Below are 17216 nucleotides of genomic sequence, written 5' to 3' on the forward strand. Positions count from 1 at the left end.
CCCGCACCGAAGGTTTGATGACATGCGCTATATCAGTACCCGTGGCCAGGCGCCGGCCCTGAATTTCGAAGACGTGCTGCTCGCCGGCCTGGCCAGCGATGGCGGCCTGTACGTGCCGGAAAACCTGCCGCGTTTCACCGTCGAGGAGATCGCCTCCTGGGCCGGCCTGCCGTACCACGAGCTGGCCTTCCGGGTGATGCGCCCGTTCGTGGCCGGCAGCATCCCGGACGCCGACTTCAAGAAGATCCTCGAAGAAACCTACGCCGTGTTCGCCCACAGCGCCGTGGCGCCGCTGCGTCAGCTGGACGGCAACGAGTGGGTGCTGGAGCTGTTCCACGGCCCGACGCTGGCCTTCAAGGACTTCGCCCTGCAGCTGCTGGGTCGCCTGCTCGACTACGTGCTGGCCAAGCGCAACGAGCGTGTGGTGATCATCGGCGCCACCTCCGGCGACACCGGCTCTGCGGCCATCGAAGGCTGCAAGGCCTGCGAAAACGTCGACATCTTCATCCTGCACCCGCACAACCGCGTGTCCGAAGTGCAGCGTCGCCAGATGACCACCATCCAGGGCGACAACATCCACAACATCGCCATCGACGGCAACTTCGACGACTGCCAGGAGATGGTCAAGGCCAGCTTCGCCGACCAGGGTTTCCTCAAGGGCACCCGTCTGGTGGCGGTCAACTCGATCAACTGGGCGCGGATCATGGCCCAGATCGTCTACTACTTCCACGCCGCCATCCAGCTGGGCGCGCCGGCCCGTTCGGTGGCCTTCTCGGTGCCCACCGGCAACTTCGGCGACATCTTCGCCGGCTACCTGGCGCGCAACATGGGCTTGCCGATCAACCAACTGATCGTGGCCACCAACCGCAACGACATCCTGCACCGCTTCATGAGCGGCAACCAGTACGTCAAGGAAACCCTGCATCCCACTCTGTCGCCGTCGATGGACATCATGGTGTCCTCGAACTTCGAGCGCCTGCTGTTCGACCTGCACGGTCGCAACGGCGCCGCCATCGCCGCGCTGATGGACACCTTCAAGCAGGGTGGCGGTTTCAGTGTCGAGGCCGATCGCTGGAGCGAAGCCCGCAAGCTGTTCGACTCGCTGGCCGTGAATGACGAAGAGACCTGCGAGACCATCGCCCAGGTGTACCAGCAGTGCGGCGAACTGCTCGATCCGCACACCGCCATCGGCGTGCGCGCCGCCCGCGAGTGCCGCCGCAGCCTGGCCACCCCGATGGTTACGCTGGGCACCGCGCACCCGGTGAAGTTCCCGGACGCCGTGGTCAAGGCCGGCGTCGGCCAGGCCCCGGCCCTGCCTGCGCACCTGACCGACCTGTTCGAGCGCGAGGAGCGCCTGAACGTGCTGCCCAACGACCTCAAGGCCGTGCAGCAGTTCGTCAGCCAGCACGGCAACCGCGGCAAACCGCTTTAAAGGCGAACTGCGCAGGGGCGCAACGGCACCATGATGAAAAGCCCGCACCTTTCGGCTGCGGGCTTTTTCGTTGGTTAGTCAGACGTAGGGCGGACATCGCCGTTTTGTCCGCCGCAATGTGCACGCCGGGCGGTGGACAACGAAAAACGATGTCCACCCTACGTGGTCGCCATGACCGTAGGGCGGTCGGCGTTTTTCCGGCCGCCGATTCGGTGCCCCGGCGGCGGCCTACCTGAGCATCTCCTCCAGCAGCCGCTTCTCGGTGCGCAACTCGTCCTGCCGCGCTTCGATGCGTGCGGTCAGCGGGAAATTGCCGATCACCCGGCGCTTGGCGTAGTCCAGTTGGGTCAGGGCCTGTCCGTAGTCGCCCACCAGGGCAAAGAATTCGGCGCGCGCCTGGTGCACGCCGATGATGTTGCCTGCGAGGCCGCGCACTTCCGCGACCTGATACCAGATGTCCGGGTCCTTGGGCCGCTCGCGCAGCAGACGGTCAAGAATGGCCTCGGCGTCCGCCGGACGCGACTGGGCCAGCAGTAGCTCGACCTGCATCTGCAACAGCGGGTAATTGCCGGGATGGGCCTTGAGCAGCCGTTCCAGGCGCTGGCTGGCCTGGCTGTAGCGCTGCGCATCCATGTCCAGCTCGACGCGCGCCAGGTTGTAGACGATGTCGTCCGGGCTCTTGTCCAGCAGCGGTTGCAGGAGGCTGCCGGCTTCTTCCGACTGTCCGGCGCGACGCAGGCTGATGGCCAGGCCGTAGCGGGCGGCGTCGTTCTGCGGGCTTTCCTCCAGCTGCGCACGGAAACGCTTGGTGGCCAGCCCCGGCGTGCTTTCGAACTGCAGCTGGGTGCGGGCGCGCATCAATTGGTAGGCGAGGCTGTCGATCTTGCCGCCGGCCGGAGTCTGTTCGGCGCGGTTTCGGCTGTCGGCGACGCGCGATTCAGACAGCGGGTGAGTGAGCAGGAATTCCGGCGGCTTGGCGTCGTAGCGGTACTGCCGGGCCAGGCGCTCGAACATGCTCGGCATGCCGCGCGGATCGTAGCCGGCGTTGCGCAGGTTGCTCAGGCCGATGCGGTCGGCTTCCTGCTCGTTCTGCCGCGAGAAGCTGCGCTGGCTCTGGATGGCGGCGGCCTGCCCGGAGGCGATGGCGGCGATGGCTGCATCCCCGGCGCCGGCCGCCGCGGCGACCACGCCGGCGAGCATGGCCGCCATCAGCGGCAGCTGCATGCGCTGCTGCGCTTCCAGGCCGCGCGCGTAATGGCGCTGCGACAGGTGGGCCAGTTCGTGGGCGAGCACCGAAGCGAACTCGGCTTCGGTCTGGGCGTGCAGGAACAGGCCGCCATTGACGCCGACGATGCCGCCCGGCACGGCGAAGGCGTTGAGCTGCGGGCTGTCGAGGATCACGAACTCCAGGCGCCGGTCCTGCAACTGGCTGGTCTCGGCCAGGCGGTAGACGTGCCGTTCGACGAAGTCCTTGAGCAGCGGGTCGGACAGCTGCGAGACCTGGCCGCGCAGCATGCTCAACCAGGCGCGTCCGAGCTGGTACTCCTGTTCGGGGGCGACTATGGCCGAGCTGGCATCGCCCAGCGACGGCAGGTCGTTGGCGTGCGCCGCCGGACTCAGGGCCAGGCAGACGGCAAGCAGCAGAGTGGGGCGCGGGGCAGTCATGCGGGTACTCGCTCGAATCGCGGGGGCTAACTGTAGCCTTGTCCCGGCGTCGCTGGCCAGCCACGCCGGGGCTTGGGTATTCTCGCCCGCTCACTGCGCAGAGGTGTGAAATGACTGACCAAGTGCAGGCCCCGGCCTGCGATGCGGAACTGGACGCCAGCGGCCTGAACTGCCCGCTGCCGTTGCTCAAGGCCAAGCTGGAACTCAACCGCCTGCCCAGCGGCGCGGTGCTCAAGGTCACCGCCACCGATGCCGGTTCGCAGCGCGACTTTCGTGCGTTCGCGCGGTTGGCCGGGCATGAGCTGGTGCGTGAGGAAGAGGAGGCGGGGGTTTTCCGCTACTGGTTGCGCAAGGCGTGACAGCGCCGTGAAGCGGCGCTCAGGTGGCCGGCGATCCGGACCCCGTAGGGTGGTCAACGTTTACGTTGGCCACCATCGAGGCCGCGAATCGGCGGCCGGATAAAGCGCCGACCGCCCTACGCCGGCCGGCGAAGCCCAGCTCGGCCCCGATGCATCACCCGCCTCGGGCGGCCGAGATAAACACGGCCCCACAGGTTTGCACGGGGCGTCAGCGGCCTTCGTGCAGTGCCCGGGCGGCGTCCAGCACCGCCTCCACATGGCCCGGCACCTTCACGCCGCGCCACTCCTGGCGCAGCACGCCGTCCCGGTCGATCAGGAAGGTGCTGCGGTTTATGCCCATGTGCTCGTGACCGAAGAGCTTCTTCAGCTTGAGCACCTCGAACAGCTGGCACAGCTGCTCATCCTTGTCGGAGATCAGGTCGAAGGGGAAGCACTGCTTGGCCTTGAAGTTTTCGTGGGACTTCAGGCCGTCGCGGGACACGCCGAACACCAGGGTGTTGGCGGCCAGGAACTCGGCGTGGCGATCGCGGAAACCCTGGCCCTCGGTGGTGCAGCCGGGGGTGCTGTCCTTCGGGTAGAAATACAGCACCAGCTGGCGACCCTTGAGTGCACTCAACTGGACGGTCTGGCCGCCGGTGGCCTGGGCCTGGAAGTCGGGGACGGGCTGGTCGAGGCTGACGGTCATGGCGGATTCCTTACGGGTTGTTCGGGCGCCAGGGCTCGATCAGGGCATCAAGGTTCAGGGCATCGGCGAAATCCAGGAACTGGTCGCGCAGCCAGCTGATCTGGGTGCCCGGCGGCAGGGTGACGTTGAGGGTGGCGTTGAGCATGGTGCCGCCCGTGTGCGGCGCCTGGTAAGTGTCGCAGCTCAGGCTTTCCAGCTCGATGCGGTGATCGGTGAAGAACTGGCAGAGCTCGCCGAGGATGTCCGGCCGATAGGCCGCACTCACGTAGGCGACGTACGGCAGCGCCTGCGGGCGGACTTCCAGCGGCACACTGCGCACCACATTGAGGGTGAAGTCGTGACGCTTGGCGATCGACGGCAAGGTCCCTTCCAGGCGGGCCAGGGCGTCCCAGCTGCCGCCGACCTGCAGGGTGAGCACGCTGCATTCGCCGTGGCGGCTGAGCTGCGTGGAGGTCACTGCGCAGCGGCTTTCCTGGCAGGCCCGGTACAACACGCTGGTCAGCGTCATGGGGTTGTTGCCGAGGGCGCTGACAACCAGAAATTGTTCACGAACGGGCGGGGTGGACATGCAGGCTTCCTAACGCAGATGAAGACAACGCCGAAGGCGTCGAAACGAGGGCGAAAGGGTAGCGAAAAGCGCCGCCCAAAGGAATGGCGGGCCCCCGGAACTTCGCTTGTGCGAGGCCGGGGCCGACAGTACCATTGGCCCCTCTCTTTTCTGGCAGGAGTGGTGGTAGATGATTTCGGGCAGCATGGTGGCGCTGGTCACTCCCATGGATGCGCAGGGCGCACTGGATTGGGACAGCCTGAGCAAACTGGTGGACTTCCACCTGCAGGAAGGCACCAACGCCATCGTCGCGGTGGGTACCACCGGCGAGTCCGCCACCCTGACCGTGGACGAACACATCGAAGTGGTGCGTCGCGTCGTCGACCAGGTCAACGGTCGCATCCCGGTCATCGCCGGCACCGGGGCCAACAGCACCCGCGAAGCCATCGAACTCACCGAGCTGGCCAAGGGCGTGGGCGCCGATGCCTGCCTGCTGGTCACCCCGTATTACAACAAGCCGACCCAGGAAGGCCTGTACCGCCACTTCCGCGCCATCGCCGAAGCCGTGGCCATCCCGCAGATTCTCTACAACGTGCCGGGTCGCACTGTGTGCGACATGCTGCCGGAAACCGTCGAGCGCCTGTCCCGCGTGCCGAACATCATCGGCATCAAGGAAGCCACCGGCGACCTGCAGCGCGCCCGCGAAGTGCTCGAGCGTGTCGGTCAGGATTTCCTGGTGTATTCCGGTGACGACCCCACCGCCGTGGAAATGATGCTGCTCGGCGGCAAGGGCAACATCTCGGTGACCGCCAACGTCGCACCGCGCGCCATGAGCGACCTGTGCGCCGCCGCCATGCGTGGCGAGGCCGCCATCGCCCGCGCCATCAACGACCGCCTGATGCCGCTGCACAAGGCGCTGTTCCTGGAGTCCAACCCGATCCCGGTGAAGTGGGCGCTGCACGAGATGGGCCTGATCCCGGAAGGCATCCGCCTGCCGCTCACCTGGCTCAGCGAGCGCTGCCACGAACCGCTGCGCCAGGCCATGCGTCAGACTGGCGTGCTGGCCTAACACACCAAGGAAGCGAAACGCATGAAGCGACTGGCCGGACTCACCGCACTCGCCCTGATCATCACCGGCACTGGCGGTTGCAGCTGGCTGGGCTTCCGCGATCGCGGCAGCGATTACCTGCAGGCGCAACAGACTGCGCCGATGCGTTTGCCTGAGGGCGTCCAGGCCAAGCACCTGGACCCTCTGCTGCCGATTCCGACCCAGATTCCGACGCTGGCCGCGCGCGACGACGAGTTCGAGACGCCGCGCCCGCAAGCCCTGGCCGCTGGTCCGGACAGCGGCGAGTTCAGCCTGCAGAAGAGCGGTGATGCGCGCTGGCTGCTGGCGCTGCGCCCGCCGGCGGAAGTCTGGCCGCTGGCCCGTCAGTATTTCGAGCGCAACGGCCTGGCGATTGCCGAAGAGCGGCCACAGACCGGCGAGTTCATCACCGCCTGGCAGCGTTACGATCGCCTGTCACCGGAGCTGAGCCGCCGCCTGGGGGGGCGCGTGACGGTCGCCGCTCCCGATGCCCAGGTGCGGGTGCGGGTGCGCATCGAGCCGGGCGTGCAGCGCAACACCAGCGAGATCTTCCTGGCTGCCGTGGAACGCCCGGCGGACAGTACGGCCAACCTGAGCTTCCCCAGCCGCTCGGCCAACCAGGCGCTGGACAGCGCGCTGCTCGACGAGCTACTGGCCGGCCTGGAGCGTGGCGCGGGGCAGGGCGGTTCGGTGTCCCTGGCCGCGCGCAGCGCCGATAGCCGCGTGCGGGTCACCGCCGGCGAGGATGGTAGCGGCAATCCGGTACTGAACGTCGAGGCCGATTTCGACCGCAGCTGGTCGAGCATCGGCCGCGCCCTGGAGCGCGCCGACCTGCGCATCGACGACCTCAACCGCAGCCTGGGCCTGTATTACCTGAACCTGTCCGGCGATGCGCGCAAGCCCGGCGAGAAGCCCGGCTTCTTTGGTCGCCTGTTCGGCAGTGACGAAGCCGCCGGCGAGCGTTACCAGGTGCGCCTGACCCGACTGGGCAATGGCGTGCAGGTCTCGCTGGAGCAGGATGCCGATACCCTGGCACCCAAGGACATCGCCCAGCGCGTGCTGGGGCAGATCCAAAGCAATCTGAACTGAAACCCGCGTTTCAGCTCGAACCCCAGGCGAAACCCCGCAGCGTGGTTTCGCCTGTTTTCTTTCCGATGATGCGGACCTTTTTCGACATGAGCACACCCACCGCCCTGAGCCTGAAGAAACTCTACTCCGGCAAAGTCCGCGACCTGTACGAGATTGACGACAAGCGCATGCTGATGGTCGCCAGTGATCGCCTGTCGGCGTTCGACGTGATCCTTGAGGAGCCGATCCCGGAGAAGGGCAAGATCCTCACCGCCATCTCCAACTTCTGGTTCGACAAGCTCAAGGGCCTGGTGCCCAACCACTTCACCGGCGACAAGGTCGAGGACGTGGTGCCGGCTGCCGAGCTGCCGCTGGTGGAAGGTCGCGCCGTGGTGGCCAAGCGCCTCAAACCGGTACCGGTGGAGGCCATCGTGCGTGGTTACCTGGTGGGCTCGGGCTGGAAGGAATATCAGAAGAGCGGCACCGTCTGCGGCATTCCGCTGCCGGCCGGCTTGAAGGAGGCCGCCAAGCTGCCGCAGCCGATCTTCACCCCGTCCACCAAGGCAGCCGTGGGCGACCATGACGAGAACATCTCCTTCGCGCGCTGCGAGGAGATCATTGGCGCCGAGCTGGCCGCCAAGGTGCGCGACACCGCCATCGCCCTGTACAGCGCCGCCGTCGATTACGCCGCCACCCGCGGCATCATCATCGCCGACACCAAGTTCGAGTTCGGCCTGGACGAAGATGGCACCCTGACCCTGATGGACGAGGCGCTGACCCCGGATTCCAGCCGCTTCTGGCCGGCTGACAGCTACGCCGAAGGCAGCAACCCGCCGAGCTTCGACAAGCAGTTCGTGCGCGACTGGCTGGAATCCACCGGCTGGAACAAGCAGCCGCCGGCGCCCAAGGTTCCCGCCGAGGTCTGCCAGAAGACCGCCGACAAGTACCGTGAAGCGCTGACCCGCCTGACCGGCGACGCCTGAACCTTTCCCGGCGCAGTGCAAGCGCTTGAAATGCGAGCGAAAAACTTGCGTCGGGGGTTAGACAAATGCGCCGCAGCTGGTATGATGCGCGCCGACCTCTGGGGAGATGCCGGAGTGGTCGAACGGGACGGATTCGAAATCCGTTGTGTCCTCACGGGCACCTAGGGTTCAAATCCCTATCTCCCCGCCATACATCAAGCCTGAGCCCCTGATTTTCCTAGCGAATTTCAGGGGTTTTTGCTTTCTGGGACCCAGGTGTCGAAAGCCGGCCACTGGATCAACGGGCACCGCATCGTCATGGCCAGCGTGGCTCATCTCTGGACGATCCTCGCCCGTTGTTCGCCATGCGGGGTTGCACGGTAACCGCCCCAGTACCGAGGACATTTTGCATCGCGAGCTGCCCTCGGTCTTCCAGATGAACCTGCCGACTTTTTTCTTCCGATAGCCAACCTGGCGGGCAGCCTGACCGTTCAAAGGTGTCAACTCGCCATAACCCCTTGATGTAAAAGGAAATTTGCTCATCGCTAATGGCTATGAGATAGCAAATTGACACTTTTCCTCTGTTTTCGAGCTATCGACAAATAACCGGCGCTGAACGAAAATGTGCGCCGCTTCACAGTTCGAGGTCTGCGTTGGACGGCTGGAAAGCCCGTTCCAGACGCGTTTGTTGTCGGTGTTGCCGGTCAGGGCAGGCACCAATGGCGAAAACCAGGCCCGGCTCGCTGTGTAGTGGCCCTTTTTCGGTCGCAAGGTTGGCAGGCCGCATCGTCAGCAGTAGTCGCTCGCAGCACGCGCAGGAAGGCATGGTGCGAAACGGTCTTTGACAGGTAGCCTCAGTGGCGTGGTTGAAAAGGACGAAGCCCCTGCCAGACGGACTGGTGGGCCTGGAATTCAGTCATCAGGGCATTGCGCTTGCGCAGGTGCGCAGGCGTGCCGGCCAGGCACCTGAACTGCTGCACTGCGTGTATCGCGAAGCCGAACTGCCCGAGCGTGCCGCCGTGCTCAAGGCGCTGGTCGATGAGCTCGGCCTGTCCGGCCTGCCCGCCAACCTGGTGCTGCACTCCGCCGATTACCGTACCTTCCTCCTCGAAGCCCCCGAAGTTCCCGCCGATGAGCTGCGCGACGCCATGCGCTGGCGCGTCAAGGACATGCTCGGCGAGCCGCTGGACCAGGTCGTGCTGGATTGCTTCGCGCTGCCGGCCGATGCCTATCGCGGGCGCATGCGCATGGCCTATTGCGCCGTACTGGGCAAGGCGCAGATGAACCAGTACGCCGCCTGGCTGCGTGGCAGCGGCCTGCGACTGACCAGCATCGACATCTCGGAAATGGCCTACCGCAACCTTGGCCTGCTGGCCGGGGCGCCGGACCTTAACATCGCCGTGCTGCGCCTGCGCACCACGGAAAGCATGATCTGCATCCAGAAGGGCGCCGACCTGTACATGGCGCGACGCCTGGAGCAGGGCGCGCGGGGCGGGGTCGACGACCTGGCCAACATGACCCTGGAGATCCAGCGCAGCCTGGATTACTTCGAAAGCCAGATCGGCGCCGGCCGGCTCAACCGCATCCTGCTGCTGCCCATGAAGCACAAGGCCGCCGAGGCCCGCACAGAGCTGACCTACGGGCTGGCCACGCCGCTGCAGGTGGTCGATCTGCGCGAGCTGTTCCCCGGGCAGCCGGCCGCCGAGCTGGCCGAACTGCAGCAGGTGCAATGCCTGGGCGCCATCGGCGCGGCGCTGCGCCAGGATGCCGCCTGATGCAGAACATCAACCTCTACCAGCCGGAAACGCCCCAGTCGTCGGGTCCGCGCCCCCGGCAGATGCTGCTGGGCCTTGCCGTGCTGGCGTGTCTGCTGCTGTTGCATGGCGGCTGGACGCTGTGGCGCAGCCACCTCGGCAGCCAGGCTCTGGCGCGCGCCGAGCAGCAGTCCCGTGCCGTGGAAGCCGAGCTGCTCAACCGCCAGGCCAGCTTCCGCGAGCCGCAACTGGACAGCGGGCTGAGCGAGCGGCTGGCCGAGCTGCAATCCGGCAACCAGCGCCTCCAGCAGCTGGCGGACCACCTGTTGTCCCTGGAAGCCCAGCATCGCGCGGGCTTCGCGCCGCTTCTGGCCGGGCTGGCCGACCGGCACATCCAGGGGCTGTGGCTGACCCGTATCCGCATGCGGGAAGGCGGACAGCTGCTGCGTCTGGAAGGCCTGGCGCAGGAGCAGACCCAGGTGCCGCGCTACCTGGCCAGCCTGAGTGGCAGCCCCGCGTTGCAGGGCCGTGAGTTCGCCCAACTGCAGGTGCAGCGTGAAGACAGCGGTCTGCTGCGCTTCAGCCTGGCTTCGCAGGTCGAGCAGGAGCCGGGCGATGAATAGCCTCGTGCAGTTCTGGCGCCAGCGGGCGCCGCGTGAGCAGTGGCTGATGTATCTGGTCGGCCTGGCGCTGGTTGGTCTGCTGTACGTGCAGTGGCTGGCCGCGCCCCTGGCGGCGCGTACGGTTGCCCAGGAGCAACGCCTGCGCCAGGTGGAGCAGGGCATTGCGGCGGCGCAGGCGGCCATGCGCCAGCTGGATGAACGCCTGGCCGCCGACCCCAACCCCCGCTATCGCCAGGCCATCGGCGAGGCCGAGGCTCGACGCGAGGCGATCTTCGCCGGGATCGACAGCGGCACGGCCCGGCTGATCTCGCCCACCGACATGCAGAAGCTGCTGGAAGACCTGCTGCGTCGCCAATCCGGCCTGCGTCTGGTGGAGTTGCAGAGTTTCAGCGCCCCGCTCAGCCTGCCGGATGCGCAACAGGCCCCCTCGGTGCTCTATCGCCACGGCCTGCGCCTGACCCTGGAAGGCGGCTACTTCGACCTGCTCGCCTACCTGCAAGCCGTGCAGGCCAGTGGCTGGCAACTGCACTGGAACAGCCTGGACTACCGGGTCGGCGAAGCCGGGCCGGCCAAGGCGAGCATCCGCCTGGAGCTCTATACCCTCAGCCGACATGCGGGGTGGCTCGGTGTTTAGGTCCTGCCTGCCCCTCGCCCTGGCGCTGCTGAGCATTCCCCTGTTCGCCGCCGACCCGACCCTGCCGCCGCGCCAGGCGTTGCCGGCCGCTGCCAACCAGCCCGCTCCGGTTCTCGAACCGCTGCGCCTGCAGGCCATCCTGCGCACCGCCGATAGTGCGCGCGCGGTGATCAACGGCCAGACCCTGCGAGTCGGTGATCGCGTCGACGGCGCCCGCGTGCTGGCCATCGGCGCGCGCTCGGTGAGCGTCGAGCGCCAGGGGCGGCGCAGCACCCTGCAACTGGTTTCTCCCCTTCTGACTCCGAGCCGAAACACGCCATGATCTTTTCCTTTGCCCCGCGCTTCGGCCTGCTCGGCCTGTTCGTCCTGATCAGTGCCTGCCAATCCTTCCCGGACGGAGAACGGCGCCTGGCCGACGAGACCGCCCGGTCCTTCCAGGACAGCCTCGCCCACAGCCAGGCCGCCCTGCAGGCACCGCTGCCGGCCACGCGCGGCGCCCCGGTCGAACCGCCCGTGCCCGCTGCGCCGAGCGCCGCTGCGCCGCGTTTCGACGTGCTGGTCAGCGACATGCCGGCGCGCGCCTTCTTTCTCAGCCTCATGGATAGCGCCGGGCAGAACATCCTGGTGCCGCCGCAGGTCAGCGGCGAGATCACCCTCAGCCTGCGTCAGGTCACCCTGCCGGAAGTACTGGCCGCGGTGCGCGACGGCTACGGCTACGACTACCGGCGCACCAGCTACGGCTACCAGATCCAGCCCAACCAGGCGATCACCCGTACCTACGACCTCAACTACCTGAACGTGCAGCGCCAGGGCATGAGCGACACCCGGGTCAGCTCCGGCCAGGTGACCACCAGCGACAGCATCGGCGCCGGCGCCGCCGGCACCACCACGAGCAGCACCGCCAGTACGGTGAGCGCCAGCCACCTGCTGACCAGCAGCAACGCCGACTTCTGGAAGGAAGTGCAGGCCGTGGTGGCGATGATCATCGGTACCGAGGAAGGCAACAGCGTGGTGGTCAACCCGCAGGCCGGCCTGCTGGTGGTGCGCGCCTCCAGCGCCGACCAGCAGAGCGTGGCCGACTTCCTCGACAAGGCGCAGCGCAACCTGCAGCGCCAGGTGATCCTGGAAACCAAGATCCTCGAAGTCAGCCTGACCGACGAATTCCAGGCCGGCATCCGCTGGAGCGACCTGGGCCGCGAGCGCAACAGCCGCTTCGGGGTGGCCCTGGCCGGCGCCGAGCTGGCCGGCGCCCAGGGCATCGGCGGTGTGTTCAGCGCGGCGCTGAGCGTCGGTGATTTCGACGGCATCCTGCAGTTGCTGGAAACCCAGGGCGACGTGCGCGTGCTGTCCAGCCCGCGCATCTCCACGCTGAACAACCAGAAGGCGGTGATCAAGGTCGGCACCGACGAGTTCTTCGTCACCGACGTGTCCACCACCACCACCACCCTGGCCGGCGGCGGCACCGCCCCGGACCTGGACATCACCCTGACGCCGTTCTTCTCCGGCATCTCCCTGGACGTGACGCCGCAGATCGACGAGCGCGAGCAGGTCACCCTGCACGTGCGACCCACCGTCAGCCGCGTTCAGGACCAGAACAAGAGCATCCAGCTGGGCAGCTCCAGCAACACCTTCCTGCTGCCGTTGGCGCTGTCCACCACCCGCCAGTCCGACTCCATCGTGCGCGCGCGCAGCGGCCAGGTGGTGGTAATTGGTGGCCTGATCGAGAACGGCGCCGACAACACCGACGCGCAGGTCCCGTGGTTGGGCCGCCTGCCCGGACTCGGCTGGCTGTTCAAGCAGCAGCGCAAGGTCTCCACGCAGACCGAGCTGGTCATCCTGATGCGTCCGCTGGTGGTCGGCGACCAGACCTGGCACGAGGTGCTGCAGAGCAGTGCGCGCTCCTTCGACGAGAGCGGCCGGCGATGAACCAGGATTTCCGCCAGGGCCGCGTGCGGCTCGGTGATTTGCTGATCGAGGCCGGGCTGATCGACGACGCCCAGCTGCAGCGTGCCTTGCAGGAGCAGAAGCGCACCGGCGTGAAGCTCGGCCGCGCGGTGGTCGACCTCGGTTTCATCAGCGAGACGCGCCTGCTCAAGGCGCTCTCCGAGCAGCTGCGCATCCCGTTCGTCGAGCTGCCGCACTACAAGTTCGACCCGGCCCTGACCCAGAGCCTGCCCGAAGCGGTGGCGCGGCGTTTCCGGGTGATCGTGCTGTCGCGCCAGGGCGACGGCCTGCTGCTGGGCATGGCCGATCCGCTCAACCTCTATGCGCTGGACGAGGCCGAGCGCCTGCTGGGCAAGCGTGTCCATCCGGCGGTGGTGCTGGAGGCCGACCTGCTGGCCGCGCTGGACCGCATCTACCGGCGCAGCAGCGAGATCGCCTCGCTGGCGGGCGAGCTGGACGAGCGCCTGGAGGAAGCCGATTTCGACTTCGGCGGCATCAGCCAGGACAACCAGGACGCCCCGGTGGTGCGCCTGCTGCAGACGCTGTTCGAGGACGCGGTGCAGATGAAGGCCTCGGACATCCACATCGAGCCGGACGACAAGGTGCTGCGCCTGCGCCTGCGCATCGATGGCGTGCTCAACGAGCAACTGATCAAGGAAACCCGCATCGCCTCGGCGCTGGTCATGCGCCTGAAGATCCTCGCCGGCCTGGACATCTCCGAGAAGCGCCTGCCCCAGGACGGCCGCTTCAACATCCGGGTGAAGAACCGCAACCTGGACGTGCGCGTCTCGACCCTGCCGGTGCAGTTCGGCGAATCGGTGGTGCTGCGTCTGCTCGACCAGAGCGCCGGGGTGTTCAGCCTGGACGGCACTGGCATGCCGGTGGAGATGCTCGAGCGCTTCCGCCAGCTGCTGCGCCGTCCTCACGGGCTGGTGTTGGTCACCGGCCCGACCGGCTCGGGCAAGACCACCACGCTGTACGCGGGCCTGGCCGAGTTGAACAGCGCCGAAACCAAGATCATCACCGTGGAAGACCCGGTGGAATACCGCCTGCCGCGCATCAGCCAGGTGCAGGTCAATCCGAAGATCGAGCTGACCTTCGCCCGCGTGCTGCGCGCCGCGCTGCGTCAGGACCCGGACATCGTGCTGGTCGGCGAGATCCGCGATGGCGAGACCGCCGAGATCGCCCTGCGCGCCGCGCTGACCGGCCACCTGGTGCTGTCCACCCTGCACACCAACGACGCGCTGACCTCGCCGCTGCGCCTGATCGACATGGGCGCCGAGCCGTTCCTGGTCGCCAATGCCCTGAACGCCGTGCTGGCCCAGCGCCTGGTGCGCCGCGTGTGCGAACACTGCCGCGAGGAGCACGCGCCCGAGGAGCGTGAGCAACGCTGGCTGGAAGTCATCCATGGCCGGCCGCTGAACGGTCGGTGCTTCGTGCGCGGCCGCGGCTGCCATCACTGCCACAACACCGGCTACCTCGGGCGCATCGGCGTCTACGAACTGCTGGAAGTCAACGCCGCCATGGCCGCCGCGCTGCGCCGCAACGACCCGCAGGCGTTCGTCGATGCGGCGCGCCGGCAACCCCACTACCGTCCGCTGGCCCCGGTGGCGCTGGACTACGCCCTGGCCGGGCTGACCAGCGTCGATGAGGTGTTCCGCGTCAGCGCCAGTCTGGTTGAGGAGTTCGACTGATGGCCGCGTTCCGCTTCACCGGTCGCGACGCCCAGGGCCAGAAGGTCAGCGGCGTACGCCAGGCGGCGAGCGCCGAAGCGCTGGCCGGCGAGCTGCTGGCCGAGCGCATCACCCCGCTGACCATCGAGGCGCAGGCCGCGTCGACGGCCGGCGGGAGCGCGGATGTGCTGCGCCAGCTCAACCGGCTGCTGGGCCGCGAGCGGGTGTCGCTGGAGGAACTGATCATCTTCTGCCGGCAGATGCACAGCCTGAGCAAGGCCGGCGTGCCGATCCTGCGTGCCATGGGCGGATTGGCCGATTCCACCCGCAACCCCTATTTTGGCGAAGTGCTGCGCGAGGTACGCGCCGACCTGGAAGCCGGCAACGGCCTGGGCGTGGCGCTGTCCAGCCATCCCAGGGTGTTCACGCCGCTGTTCATCAGCATGGTCAGCGTCGGCGAGAACACCGGCCAGCTCGACTTGGCCTTCAAGCAACTGGCCGGTTATCTGGACATGGAGCGCGAAACCCGCAAGCGCATCCAGCAGGCAACCCGCTACCCGCTGTTCGTGCTGCTGGCCATGGGCGTGGCGCTGGTGGTCATCAACTTGCTGGTGATCCCGGCGTTCTCCAAGGTGTTCGCCCAGTTCAAGAGCGAGCTGCCACTGCCCACGCGCATCCTCATCGGTTTTTCCGAGTTCACCCAGCAGTGGTGGTGGCTGATTGCTTTGGCCCTCGCTGGTGGGTTGGTGCTGCTGCTGCGCTGGCTGCAGACCGAGCCCGGCGCGCGCCTCTGGGACCGCTACAAGCTGCGCCTGCCGATTGTCGGCGGCATCTTCGAGCGCATCGCCCTGGCGCGCTTCACGCGCACCTTCGCGATGATGTACCGCGCCGGCCTGCCGCTGCTGCAGGCCCTGGCCATCAACAGCAACACCGTGGGCAACCGCCATATCGGCCAGGCCATTCTGGCCATGCGCGACGGCGTCGAGCGTGGCGAGTCCCTGACCCGCGGCGCCGTGGCCAGCGGCCTGTTCACCCCGCTGGTGCTGCAGATGCTGGCGGTGGGCGAGGAGACCGGCGCCCTGGATGACCTGTTCATCGAGGTCGCGGACTTCTATGAGCAGGAGGTCGATTACGACCTCAAGCGCCTGGCCGACTCCATCGAACCGATTCTGATCGTCGCCATGGGCGGCATGGTGCTGGTGTTGGCGCTCGGCGTGTTCCTGCCCATGTGGGAACTTTCCGCCGCCACCAAGGGGGTGCGATGAGCCGGTACGCGCAACAGGGCTTCACCCTGCTGGAACTGGTGGTGGTCATCGTCATCGTCGGCCTGCTCGCCGCCGTGGCGCTGCCGCGCCTGATGAGCGCCGCCGGCGATGCCCAGGCCGCCTCGGTCAACGGCACCGCCGGCGCCCTGGCCGCCGGCGTGGCCATGGTGCGCGCCCAGTGGGAACTGAACCGCGCTAGCGGACGCGGCGGACTGAACAACGTCGCCGGCTTCGGCGACGGCGACGTGGACGTCAACGAACTGGGCTGGCCGATGGCGACCGCCTCCGGACCCGGCGCGCAAGGCTGCGCCGAACTCTGGCGCGGCGTGCTGCTCGGCTCCGCGCCCAGCGTGGCCGTGCGCGGCAGCGCCGCCTATCTCAGCGAATTCGCTGCGCCGCTGTGTCGCTACCGCTACCAGAGCGACACGCGACGCATCGAGTACGACACCCGAACCGGCGCGGTTACCGTCGCCGAATGACATTTGTTTTTAAACACACCCAAAGGGGGAGCTGTATATGAAGAAGCAACAGAGTGGTTTCACCCTGGTCGAGCTGATCATGGTGATTGTGGTGCTGGGCATTCTGGCGGCGTTTGCGTTGCCGCGGTTTGCGGATTTTGGGGGGCAGGCGCGGGTAGCAGCGGTGGAAGGCGTTGCTGGTAGCCTGCGTTCGGCGGCGGCGATTGCGCATGCTGCGGAGTTGGCAGGAACTGGCCCGGTAGTTCTGGAAGGGGTAACCATCGCCATGGTCGGTGGCTACCCGGCGGCGACTCGGGCGGGCATCGTTGCTGCTGCACAAGTAGATGGCGTGGAAGTTTCCGCCGACGCTGCTGGGTCTGCCGGCGTCCTGTATTTCGCACCGAATGGTGGCGAGGCTACCGCTGCGAGTACCTGCAAAGTGACCTACACCGCTGCTGATACGAGTACGGATCCCGTTACTCCGGCAAGCATCGCAGTGGACGATGACTGCTAATTCTTTGGTAGCTGATAGGTGGGCAGCGTGTTTCTGTCCACCGCGCGGACGCCACGGTGGCCAAGGCTGCGTCTTGACCACCCCACGTCGGGTTCATGCCTTATGAACACACAACGCGGTTTCACCCTGGTCGAGCTCATCCTGGTGATGGTCGTCATCGGCATCCTTGCCGCCGTGGCGGGGCCGCGTTTCTTTTCCCGTGATGTCTTCGACGAGCGGGTCTATTTCGAGGAGGCCCTGGCCGCCGTGCGCTATGCGCAAAAGGTGGCCGTGGCCTCCGGTTGCCCGATCCGTGTCGAGCTGGACAGTGCGGGCTACCGGCTGCTGCATCACTCGACCTGCGGCGGCTTGGCGCCTGAGGCGTCGGTCGCCGACCCGGCCGGCGGTCCTTACCAGGCCGGCAACCCACGCAGTGTGTCCGTGGTCCCGGCGCTGAAGGTGGTCTTCGACGCCCGCGGCGGCACGAGTAAGCAACACAGCACCACCGTCGGGGGCACCTTCATGATGACCGTGCACGAAACGGGCTTTGTCGAGGTGACGCCATGA

Annotated in this window: 18 protein-coding genes and 1 tRNA gene; 16 read left to right on the forward strand and 3 right to left on the reverse strand. The window is 67.0% G+C overall.

Annotated features, from left to right (window positions below):
* The first annotated feature begins 22 nt into the window (after window positions 1-22).
* Window positions 23-1432, forward strand: a complete 1410-nt coding sequence (gene thrC / locus PT85_RS05635) for a threonine synthase (protein ID WP_039560438.1) — start codon at window positions 23-25, stop codon at window positions 1430-1432.
* Window positions 1433-1660: 228 nt separating this feature from the next.
* On the opposite strand, the gene PT85_RS05640 is transcribed toward thrC, so the two are convergent.
* Complete coding sequence (locus tag PT85_RS05640; protein ID WP_039606146.1) at window positions 1661-3097, reverse strand: M48 family metalloprotease; 1437 nt, start codon at window positions 3095-3097, stop codon at window positions 1661-1663.
* Window positions 3098-3207: 110 nt separating this feature from the next.
* On the opposite strand from PT85_RS05640, the gene PT85_RS05645 reads away from it, so the two are divergent.
* On the forward strand, window positions 3208-3456 hold the full coding sequence (locus PT85_RS05645; RefSeq protein ID WP_039606147.1) for a sulfurtransferase TusA family protein: 249 nt from the start codon (window positions 3208-3210) through the stop codon (window positions 3454-3456).
* A gap of 208 nt (window positions 3457-3664) precedes the next feature.
* Here PT85_RS05645 and PT85_RS05650 read toward each other — a convergent pair whose 3' ends face one another.
* Both PT85_RS05650 and PT85_RS05655 read right to left on the reverse strand, forming a co-directional pair.
* The gene (locus PT85_RS05650; protein ID WP_039606148.1) at window positions 3665-4141 is read right to left on the reverse strand and encodes a peroxiredoxin; all 477 of its coding nucleotides are present in this window, start codon (window positions 4139-4141) and stop codon (window positions 3665-3667) included.
* A 10-nt stretch (window positions 4142-4151) separates the two neighbouring features.
* Window positions 4152-4709 (reverse strand): glycine cleavage system protein R, encoded by a 558-nt coding sequence (locus PT85_RS05655; RefSeq protein ID WP_027591234.1) that lies wholly within the window; start codon window positions 4707-4709, stop codon window positions 4152-4154.
* 169 nt (window positions 4710-4878) lie between these two features.
* Between PT85_RS05655 and dapA the strand changes: the two genes are divergently transcribed.
* From dapA to PT85_RS18395, 14 genes are all read left to right on the forward strand, one after another.
* Complete coding sequence (dapA, locus tag PT85_RS05660) at window positions 4879-5757, forward strand: 4-hydroxy-tetrahydrodipicolinate synthase (protein WP_027591233.1); 879 nt, start codon at window positions 4879-4881, stop codon at window positions 5755-5757.
* Between the two features lie 21 nt (window positions 5758-5778).
* Window positions 5779-6864, forward strand: a complete 1086-nt coding sequence (gene bamC / locus PT85_RS05665; RefSeq protein WP_039606149.1) for an outer membrane protein assembly factor BamC — start codon at window positions 5779-5781, stop codon at window positions 6862-6864.
* An 86-nt stretch (window positions 6865-6950) separates the two neighbouring features.
* Window positions 6951-7826 carry a phosphoribosylaminoimidazolesuccinocarboxamide synthase gene (locus tag PT85_RS05670; RefSeq protein WP_039606371.1) on the forward strand — a complete coding sequence of 292 codons (876 nt, stop codon included), beginning with the start codon at window positions 6951-6953 and terminating at the stop codon, window positions 7824-7826.
* Window positions 7827-7926: 100 nt separating this feature from the next.
* Window positions 7927-8016, forward strand: a tRNA-Ser gene (locus PT85_RS05675).
* Between the two features lie 688 nt (window positions 8017-8704).
* Entirely contained in the window at window positions 8705-9580 is an 876-nt protein-coding gene (locus PT85_RS05680; protein ID WP_234702669.1) for a type IV pilus biogenesis protein PilM, read from the forward strand.
* Complete coding sequence (locus PT85_RS05685) at window positions 9580-10182, forward strand: PilN domain-containing protein (RefSeq protein WP_027591229.1); 603 nt, start codon at window positions 9580-9582, stop codon at window positions 10180-10182. Before PT85_RS05680 ends, PT85_RS05685 begins: the two co-directional genes overlap by 1 nt.
* Window positions 10175-10816 carry a type II secretion system protein GspM gene (gene gspM, locus PT85_RS05690; RefSeq protein WP_039606150.1) on the forward strand — a complete coding sequence of 214 codons (642 nt, stop codon included), beginning with the start codon at window positions 10175-10177 and terminating at the stop codon, window positions 10814-10816. Before PT85_RS05685 ends, gspM begins: the two co-directional genes overlap by 8 nt.
* Window positions 10809-11138, forward strand: coding sequence for a general secretion pathway protein GspB (locus tag PT85_RS05695; protein ID WP_234702670.1), 330 nt, complete (start codon window positions 10809-10811; stop codon window positions 11136-11138). The genes gspM and PT85_RS05695 overlap by 8 nt, the downstream gene beginning before the upstream one ends.
* Entirely contained in the window at window positions 11135-12742 is a 1608-nt protein-coding gene (gene mshL / locus PT85_RS05700) for a pilus (MSHA type) biogenesis protein MshL (RefSeq protein WP_039606151.1), read from the forward strand. The genes PT85_RS05695 and mshL overlap by 4 nt, the downstream gene beginning before the upstream one ends.
* On the forward strand, window positions 12739-14454 hold the full coding sequence (locus PT85_RS05705; protein WP_039606152.1) for a GspE/PulE family protein: 1716 nt from the start codon (window positions 12739-12741) through the stop codon (window positions 14452-14454). The genes mshL and PT85_RS05705 overlap by 4 nt, the downstream gene beginning before the upstream one ends.
* Window positions 14454-15698, forward strand: coding sequence for a type II secretion system F family protein (locus PT85_RS05710; protein ID WP_039606153.1), 1245 nt, complete (start codon window positions 14454-14456; stop codon window positions 15696-15698). Before PT85_RS05705 ends, PT85_RS05710 begins: the two co-directional genes overlap by 1 nt.
* The gene (locus tag PT85_RS05715) at window positions 15695-16177 is read left to right on the forward strand and encodes a prepilin-type N-terminal cleavage/methylation domain-containing protein (RefSeq protein ID WP_039606154.1); all 483 of its coding nucleotides are present in this window, start codon (window positions 15695-15697) and stop codon (window positions 16175-16177) included. Before PT85_RS05710 ends, PT85_RS05715 begins: the two co-directional genes overlap by 4 nt.
* Window positions 16178-16214: 37 nt before the next feature.
* Window positions 16215-16670: a type II secretion system protein gene (locus PT85_RS18360; RefSeq protein WP_039560420.1), complete on the forward strand. Its 456-nt coding sequence runs from the start codon at window positions 16215-16217 to the stop codon at window positions 16668-16670.
* Window positions 16671-16772: 102 nt separating this feature from the next.
* Complete coding sequence (locus PT85_RS18395; protein WP_039560418.1) at window positions 16773-17216, forward strand: pilus assembly FimT family protein; 444 nt, start codon at window positions 16773-16775, stop codon at window positions 17214-17216.

It is taken from the genome of Pseudomonas flexibilis (genome assembly GCF_000806415.1).
In the GTDB taxonomy this organism is placed as follows: Bacteria; Pseudomonadota; Gammaproteobacteria; order Pseudomonadales; family Pseudomonadaceae; genus Serpens; species Serpens flexibilis.

Bases quoted from the DNA above. Each gene is read 5' to 3' on its own strand.
- thrC (WP_039560438.1), top strand. From the start codon at position 23: ATGCGCTATATCAGTACCCGTGGCCAGGCGCCGGCCCTGAATTTCGAA.
- PT85_RS05640 (WP_039606146.1), bottom strand. From the start codon at position 3,097: ATGACTGCCCCGCGCCCCACTCTGCTGCTTGCCGTCTGCCTGGCCCTG.
- PT85_RS05645 (WP_039606147.1), top strand. From the start codon at position 3,208: ATGACTGACCAAGTGCAGGCCCCGGCCTGCGATGCGGAACTGGACGCC.
- PT85_RS05650 (WP_039606148.1), bottom strand. From the start codon at position 4,141: ATGACCGTCAGCCTCGACCAGCCCGTCCCCGACTTCCAGGCCCAGGCC.
- PT85_RS05655 (WP_027591234.1), bottom strand. From the start codon at position 4,709: ATGTCCACCCCGCCCGTTCGTGAACAATTTCTGGTTGTCAGCGCCCTC.
- dapA (WP_027591233.1), top strand. From the start codon at position 4,879: ATGATTTCGGGCAGCATGGTGGCGCTGGTCACTCCCATGGATGCGCAG.
- bamC (WP_039606149.1), top strand. From the start codon at position 5,779: ATGAAGCGACTGGCCGGACTCACCGCACTCGCCCTGATCATCACCGGC.
- PT85_RS05670 (WP_039606371.1), top strand. From the start codon at position 6,951: ATGAGCACACCCACCGCCCTGAGCCTGAAGAAACTCTACTCCGGCAAA.
- PT85_RS05685 (WP_027591229.1), top strand. From the start codon at position 9,580: ATGCAGAACATCAACCTCTACCAGCCGGAAACGCCCCAGTCGTCGGGT.
- gspM (WP_039606150.1), top strand. From the start codon at position 10,175: ATGAATAGCCTCGTGCAGTTCTGGCGCCAGCGGGCGCCGCGTGAGCAG.
- mshL (WP_039606151.1), top strand. From the start codon at position 11,135: ATGATCTTTTCCTTTGCCCCGCGCTTCGGCCTGCTCGGCCTGTTCGTC.
- PT85_RS05705 (WP_039606152.1), top strand. From the start codon at position 12,739: ATGAACCAGGATTTCCGCCAGGGCCGCGTGCGGCTCGGTGATTTGCTG.
- PT85_RS05710 (WP_039606153.1), top strand. From the start codon at position 14,454: ATGGCCGCGTTCCGCTTCACCGGTCGCGACGCCCAGGGCCAGAAGGTC.
- PT85_RS05715 (WP_039606154.1), top strand. From the start codon at position 15,695: ATGAGCCGGTACGCGCAACAGGGCTTCACCCTGCTGGAACTGGTGGTG.
- PT85_RS18360 (WP_039560420.1), top strand. From the start codon at position 16,215: ATGAAGAAGCAACAGAGTGGTTTCACCCTGGTCGAGCTGATCATGGTG.
- PT85_RS18395 (WP_039560418.1), top strand. From the start codon at position 16,773: ATGAACACACAACGCGGTTTCACCCTGGTCGAGCTCATCCTGGTGATG.